Annotated in this window: 5 protein-coding genes; all 5 read right to left on the bottom strand. The window is 70.1% G+C overall.

Translation table 11 applies throughout. From position 1 onward, the window contains the following. Positions 1 to 280: 280 nt before the first annotated feature. From AC5P1B_RS11055 to AC5P1B_RS11035, 5 genes are read right to left on the bottom strand one after another with little or no spacing between them, the layout of a single operon-like run. Positions 281 to 1,999, bottom strand: coding sequence for a P-loop NTPase family protein (locus AC5P1B_RS11055; RefSeq protein WP_493886574.1), 1,719 nt, complete (start codon positions 1,997 to 1,999; stop codon positions 281 to 283). A gap of 4 nt (positions 2,000 to 2,003) precedes the next feature. Beyond that, complete coding sequence (locus tag AC5P1B_RS11050) at positions 2,004 to 3,479, bottom strand: ATP-binding protein (RefSeq protein WP_493886573.1); 1,476 nt, start codon at positions 3,477 to 3,479, stop codon at positions 2,004 to 2,006. Between the two features lie 10 nt (positions 3,480 to 3,489). Next, positions 3,490 to 5,037 carry an SCO6880 family protein gene (locus AC5P1B_RS11045; protein WP_493886626.1) on the bottom strand — a complete coding sequence of 516 codons (1,548 nt, stop codon included), beginning with the start codon at positions 5,035 to 5,037 and terminating at the stop codon, positions 3,490 to 3,492. 2 nt (positions 5,038 to 5,039) lie between these two features. After that, the gene (locus AC5P1B_RS11040) at positions 5,040 to 6,392 is read right to left on the bottom strand and encodes a hypothetical protein (protein ID WP_493886572.1); all 1,353 of its coding nucleotides are present in this window, start codon (positions 6,390 to 6,392) and stop codon (positions 5,040 to 5,042) included. Continuing rightward, positions 6,382 to 7,266 (bottom strand): DUF8175 domain-containg protein, encoded by an 885-nt coding sequence (locus AC5P1B_RS11035; protein WP_493886571.1) that lies wholly within the window; start codon positions 7,264 to 7,266, stop codon positions 6,382 to 6,384. The genes AC5P1B_RS11040 and AC5P1B_RS11035 overlap by 11 nt, the downstream gene beginning before the upstream one ends. Positions 7,267 to 7,381 lie beyond the last annotated feature (115 nt).

The following is a 7,381-nucleotide window of genomic DNA, read 5'->3' as shown; positions in this document are numbered from 1 at the left end:
CAGGGGGGACCCTGTGGGAGAGTAGGACGCCGCCGAACAATCATTGCAAAAGCCCTGTCGGGCAGCCCCTTTCGGGGCCCCCGACAGGGCTTTCTTGCGTTTGCCGGTCGGTTCGAAACCGGGCCCGTCGGGTCGGTCGTCTTCGTCAGTGGCCCTGGCACAGCGAAGGGGTGTGCCAGGGCCAGGGGCGCGGGGAACCGCGCGACCAGCCACAACGCACCCGCACTCTGCGACGCACGGACAGGGGCTCCCCTCCCCAGCACGTTCCGCCGGGAACGGCTCAGCCGACCAGGCTGCCGTGGGTCCGGGGCCAGCGGGCTCGGGCCTGTTCCGGTGAGCGCATCAGCGCCAGCGTGGGGAGGCCCTGGGCGGCCCCTTCGCCGACCAGCTCGGGGAGGGCAGGGAAAGGGGCCACGGCGGCGATGTCGTCGAGGACCAGGGTGAGTGGTGGGTCGAGCCGGCCGGCGGATGACCGTTCGGCCATGCGGCGGCCGAGCTCGACCACGCTTGCGACGAGTGCGGTCACCAGAGGCATCGCACCCGGCTGGGTTCGCGGATTCTCCAGCGATTCCCCAACCACGTACAGCGTTCCCCCCTCGGCGATGAATGACTCCAGCGCCAGCGCATCGGCCCGATTGGGGTTGCACGCGTCTCTGATATGGATCGAGGAGAGCGTCGCGAGAGCGCGGACCGTCAGTTCCTGGGCCATGTCCCGGCGTTCGGGATGCGCGGTCAGCGTGGCCTCCAGCTCGCCCGCGGTGCCGCTCGTCGCCTTGGGGCTCGTACGAAGGATGCGTACCGGTTCATGGGCCGAGCTGCCCTGGGCCCAGCGGTGGACCTGCCGGAAGGGGCGGCCGTCGATGGCGGCGGCATGCAGCCAGCAGCGCAGCAAGGTCTCCGCGGCTTCAGCCGTCGCGGAGTCCATCGCCGAGGCCGGGCGTACGGGTGCGAGGAGCGCGGCTGCCCGGGCGGCGGCGACCTCGCGGGACTCGCAGCCGCTGGCGGGGTTCCACCGGAGGCGGGCGGGGGTGTCCAGGAGGTGGCCAGGGTCGAAGGCGTGCACGGGGCCGAGCTTGGCGCGGGTGTCCTTGGTCCCGGACCACAAGGCCGGTTCGCTGGTGGTGACCAGGACAGGACCGGCCGCCTCCAGGATCGCGCGGGTCGCCGCTTCCTGACGGGTGGTGGCATCGCCGTAGAGGACACGCGGCGGTTCAGTGGACCCGCCGCCGGACCAGCCGTTGCCCCCAGTGCCGTGCAGCGGGAGGAAGACGCCGCTGCCGCCTCCGGTCGGTGTCCCTGGCGTTCCCGGTGTTTCCGGTGTTTCCGGTGTTCCCGGGGTGCCAGGCGCTTTCTGTGTGCCGTACGCGAGGGGGATGGCCGCTGCCGGGCTGTCACCGCGACTGTCACCGCGGTGGGGCTCGCTGGATCTCAGGCCCTGAGCGCCCGCGCTCATGCCCGCGTTCATGCCCGTGCCGGGGGTTGGGGTGGCCGTTGGGGCTGGCGTGTGGGAGGGGTCTGGTGTTCGGGGCGGTGGAGCCGCCTGCTGGGGTGGTGTGCGGTCCGGGGATGGGCTCTGGGCCTGCTCGCGGGTGTCTTCGGTGTGGCGCTCTGCCGCTGCCTCGCGGAGGGCGGTCAGACGGCGGGCCCGTACGAGGCGGTAGCGGGCGACGGTGCCGATGATGAAGATCGTCACGACGAGCAGGACCAGCAGCTCGCTGATGAAGATGCCCCAGAACAGGCCGTAGCCCGACAGCTGCTCCTTTGGCGTCTCCGGCCAGGCCGTCGCCAGGTTGTCGGGCTGTTCCACCAGGTGGCGCATGGCGAGGGGAGTGCGCACGAAGGCGACGTTCTCCGGCCAGGCGCCGTGGGCGAACAGCGCGGCGAGACCCGTCGCCGTCCACGCGAGCAGGGTCAGGCCGATGAGGAAGAGCAGCGAACCGATGAGCAGGGCGTCCGGTATGCCGCGTTCCGGGGCGCGGTCGCGCTTCGGGTCCGCCATCGCCTCAGGCCACCGTGGACTCGGAGGAGGTGTCGGACGGTGGTGGGCCGTAGGGCGCGTAGGGGCCGTAGCGCCCGTACGCGTCCTCGTACGCCTCATCCGCCAGCCGCTGCTCGACGGCGGCGGCCGCGCGGGCCTCCGCTTCGGCCTCGGCTTCCGCTGTCATCTCGGAGACCAGCGAGTCCTCCGTCATCGCGCGGTCGGTGTAGACGAGGGGGCGTTCGGCCTCGGTGATCAGGTGTTTGACGACTTGTACGTTGCCGTTGACATCCCAGACGGCGATGCCGGGGGTGAGCGTCGGAATGATCTCGACGGCCCAGCGGGGCAGCCCGAGGACGCGTCCCGTGGCGCGGGCCTCGTCCGCCTTCTGGGCGTAGATGGTGCGGGTCGAGGCCATCTTGAGGATGGCCGCGGCCTCGCGGGCGGCCGAGCCGTCCACCACGTCGGAGAGGTGGTGGACGACGGCGACGAAGGACAGGCCGAGGCGGCGTCCGAACTTCAGCAGCCGCTGGAAGAGCTGGGCGACGAAGGGCGAGTTGATGATGTGCCAGGCCTCTTCGACCAGGAAGATGCGCTTCTTCCGGTCCGGCCTGATCCAGGTATGTTCGAGCCAGACGCCCACGATCGCCATCAGGATCGGCATCGCGATCGAGTTCCGGTCGATGTGGGACAGGTCGAAGACGATGAGCGGCGCGTCCAGGTCGATGCCGACCGTGGTCGGTCCGTCGAACATGCCGCGCAGGTCGCCGTCGACGAGCCGGTCGAGAACGAGGGCGACGTCGAGGCCCCAGGCGCGTACGTCGTCTATGTCGACATTCATCGACTCAGCCGACTCCGGCTCGGGGTGCCGCAGTTGTTCGACGATGTCGGTCAGCACGGGCTGCCGGTCGGTGATCGTCTCGTTGACGTACGCGTGGGCGACCTTGAGCGCGAAGCCGGACCGCTCGTCCAAGCCGTGTCCCATCGCGACCTCGATGATGGTGCGCAGCAGGGCGAGCTGACCGGTCGTGGTGATCGACGGGTCGAGCGGGTTGAGCCGGATGCCGTCGTTGAGGGCGGCCATCGGGTCGAGCCGGATGGGGGTTATCCCCAGCTCCTGCGCGATGAGGTTCCACTCGCCGACGCCGTCCTCGCCCTGCGCGTCGAGGACCACGACCTGCCGGTCGCGGAAGCGCAGCTGGCGCAGTACGTAGGTCTTCTCCAGCGCGGACTTGCCGTTGCCGGACTCGCCGAGCACGAGCCAGTGCGGAGCGGGCAGCTGCTGTCCGTAGAGCTGGAAGGGGTCGTAGATGTAGCCCTTGCCCGAGTACACCTCGCGCCCGATGATGACGCCCGAGTCGCCGAGGCCGGGGGCGGCGGTGGGCAGGTAGACGGCTTGCGCCTGCCCCGTGGACGTACGGACCGGCAGCCGTGTCGTCTCGACCTTGCCGAACAGGAAACTGGTGAACGCGTCGGTGACGACGCCAATCGGGTCGACCACGGCAGAGCCCCTATCGTCGGATGCCGGTCGCGAACGGCAAGGTGTTCACAAAGGCCCGGTGGTGTTCACGGTCGCACCATTCCAGCTTCAGGTAGCTCTTGCCCGCCGACGCGCGGATGGTGCGCTTGTCGCGGGCGAGCGCCTCGGGGGAGCGGGAGGAGACCGTGATGTACCCGACGAGGTTCACGCCGGCCGCGCCGCTCGCCAGGTCCTCGCCGCGCTGGTCGAGGCGGCCGTGGGCGGCGATGTCGCGCGGGTCGACGGTGCGGTTCATCTTGGCGGCGCGGCTGGCCTCCGCCTCGTCGTTCGTCTTCTCCGTCAGCATCCGCTCGATGGCGAGCTCGGTGGGTTCCAGGTCCATGCAGACGGCGACGGTACGGATCACGTCGGGGGTGTGGACGAGGAGCGGGGCCAGGAAGTTCACCCCGACGGGTGTCATCGGCCACTCCTTGACCCACGCGGTGGCGTGGCACCAGGGGGCGCGGGTGGAGGACTCCCGGGTCTTGGCCTGGAGGTAGGTGGGCTCCATGGCGTCAAGCTCGGCGGGCCAGGTGTTCCGCTTCGTCATCGCCTGGATGTGGTCGATGGGGTGGTCCGGGTCGTACATCGAGTGCACCAGCGAGGCCAGGCGGCCCTGGCCGAGTGGCTGGCGGACCCGGATGTCGGCCTCGGCGAGCCGGGCGCAGATGTCGGTCAGCTCGCGTGCCATGACGACGGCGAGGCCGGCGTCGCGGTCGATGCGCTTGCCGCTGTGCCGGGTGGCGCGGGCCATGGCCTGGGCCTCGGCGGACAGCTCACGGGTGAAGTGCATGCAGGCCACGAGGTAGGCGCGATGCTGCTCGGAGGACGTGGAGACCATCGACTGGAGTTGCTCGTAGGACTCCTTGAGCCACTCGGGGGAGTTCTTGGCGCCGCGCCGTTCGACGTCCTTGGCGTGCGCGTCGGGGTCGGCGGGCAGCGTACGAGCCAGTATCTGCAACCGGGTCACGAAGCCGTCGCCGTTGGCGACATGCTTGAGCAGCGTCCCGAACCGGTCGACCAGCGCCTCCTGGTCCTCGCTGTCCCGCAGCCCGACGCCGGGGCCCTCGATCTCGATGGCGGCGGTGACGGTGCGGCGGTCGGCGTGCAGCAGGACGGCGATCTCGTCGGGGCCGAAGGGCGCGGCGAGCCAGTTGATGTGGCCGATGCCGGGTGGCGGGCCGACCTCCACCTCGCGGCCGTCCAGCTGGACCCCCGCTTCGGCGGCGGATGAGCGATAGCTGGCGCCGCGCCGGACGATGCGCCGGTACGAGCGGTTGATCTCGAACCACTTGTAGAAGGTACGGCCCTTGTACGGGACGTACACGGCGGCCAGGGCCAGCATCGGGAAGCCCATCAGCGTGACGATACGCACCGTCAGTACGGGCACGAGCAGGCCGCACATCATGCCGATGAACGCGCCGCCGATGATCAGCGCGATCTCGCCGGTCTCGCGGTTCTTGCCGACGATCGCGTTCGGGCGGGCCCGGCCGATCAGATACGTACGGCGGGGCGCGAGGGGGTGGGACTGGGCCTCCATCGTCAACGCCGGTCACCTCCCGAGTTGTTGCTGGTATTGCTGGTGTTGCTGTTGGTGCGCTTCTGGGTGCGGGGCGCGGGGGCGGCTGCCCGGCCGTTGCCGCTCTCGGCTCCGCCGCCGCTGCCCGCCCGGGTGCTGTGGGCGGCGACACCGCCGGAGACGGGGTTCGCGGGGCGCGGCTGGGCGCTGCCGGAACCGGCGTCGCCGCCTCCGCCTCCGCCACCGGCGCCCGCGCCGCCGGAGGCGCGGTTGCTGTGCGCGCTCATGCCCTGCTTGACGAGCGCGGCGGGAGAGCTGATGACGGCGGCGGCCTGCCGGGAGGCGACGTCGTTGCTGGCGTTGCGGCTGCTGATGATCTCGTCACCGAAGCCGGGCACGAAGCGGTAGATCATCGCACTGGCGAAGATGGCGAGGATGATGATCGACAGGCCGGACACGACGGCCGAGAACGCGTCGGGTCCCTCCTCGGAGGCGGACAGCGCTCCGGCCAGCCCGAGCACGATCACGATCACCGGCTTGACCAGGATCACCGCGATCATGATCCCTGCCCAGCGGCGCACGTGGCCCCACATGTTCTTGTCCACCAGGCCCGCGTAGACGGCGGTGCCGAGCAGCGCGCCCACGTAGAGCAGGGCGGCCCGGATCACGAGCTCAAGGCAGAGCACACCGGCGGCGAGGATCGTCACCAGGGACACGACGATGAGCATGATCGGCCCGCCGCCGATGTCCTCGTCCTTCTTGAGCGCCTCGGCGAACGAGCCGAAGAAGGCGTCGTTGTCCGCACCCGTACCGGAGGCGATGACCTCGGTGACGGCGTCCGTGGCCGACACGACGGTATAGAGGATCAGCGGCGTGAAGGCCGAGGCCAGGACCGTCAGCCAGAGGAACCCGATGGCCTCGGTGATCGCCTCGGTGAACGGCACCCCGCGGATGGCCCGCTTGGTGACGGCGAGCAGCCACAGGAGGAGGGTCAGGATGGTGGAGGCGGCGAAGACGACGGCGTACTGGCGGAGGAACGTCTCGTTGGTGAAGTCGACGGCCGCGGTCTCTTTGACGAGATCCGACAACTTCCCGACCAGCCAGGAGGCGGCATCGGCACAGGCACGGGCGAGGGAGGCGGCGGGGTCCAGGGGGGTGGTGGGGTCGGGTGGGCCACCTGATGAGCCACCCCCGTCGCTGTTCTTTTCGCAGTATTCCTTGAGCTGGCCGACCAAGCCCTCACAGTCGCCGTCGCTTGGCGATGGCGTCGGCGAGGGCGCGGCGGCCGCTTGCTGGGGCAGGAGTACGGCGGCAGCCTGAACACCCACCGCCATACCGGCGAACGTGAGGGCGCGGCGGCGCGGACTACCGGGCATAGGTAAATCCTCCGTACTGCTCGACTGCCTTGGAAATCTCGTCGGCAGTGGAGGCTGCGCGGTCACTGTTGACTGGCGCAGGGCCTTCCTTCTGGGAGAAGCTTTCGGCCTTCCAGTCCTTGTCGACCCAGCGGAGCTGGAGCGTCATGGTGAACCAGTCGTTCGTCACTGGGTTGGTCGAGCCCTCGCCAGCCGTCCCGAATACACCGGTGCACCAGACTTCGACTGTCGCGTTGTCTTCTCCGTACTGCGTGGCCTTCGTTCCGATGGGGGCGGTACGCGACACGTACGTCAGCCCGTCTGCGGCGTTGCCCTCTTTGTCCAGACCCACCTTGGCCAGGAATTTGGTCGAGTAGGCCTTGTCCAACTTGCGCTGAAGCCCGGCCACCGCGTCAGCCACGAAGATCTGCGGCAAGATCTCGTGCCGCCTTGACTGGTTGACCATCTCGACCGACCCCAGCGCCACCGCGTAGTTCGCCGCGGCGCTCTCCGCGCCCTGCTGGGACCTGGCGAAGCCCTGGGCGATGCTGGTTGAGCCGTTCTTGCCGCTGACCGGGCGTTCGCCGGTGGGGGCCGTGGGCTGGGCCTGGTTGTCCTTGCCGTCGCCCGAGCCGCCGCCGTCGCTGCCCGAGCCGCCGCCGCCTCCCCGGTTGGCGAAGGCGATGGCGGCGATCAGCAGCACCACCACGGTGACCACGGTGATCACGTTGCGGCTCGGCTTGGTGGACGGGCGGCCGGAGCGACCGCCCCGGCGGCCGTTGCCGAAGGAGTCGCCGTCGCCGTCCGGAAGCCGGGTGCGGGTCAGCTGGCCGTCGCGGCGGTCGGGGTCGGAGGGACCGTAGTCCCCGTAGTGGTCGTCGCCGCCGGGGCTCATCGCGCGCCCGCCCCTTCAGCCACGGCCACAGCCACAGACGCAGCCACACCCGCAGCCAGAGACACAGGCACAGCCAGAGACACAGCCACAGCCAGAGGTGCAGACGCCACCGCGG

The organism is Streptomyces sp. A01 (genome assembly GCF_059026195.1).
This window is presented reverse-complemented; position numbering and strand designations above follow the sequence as displayed.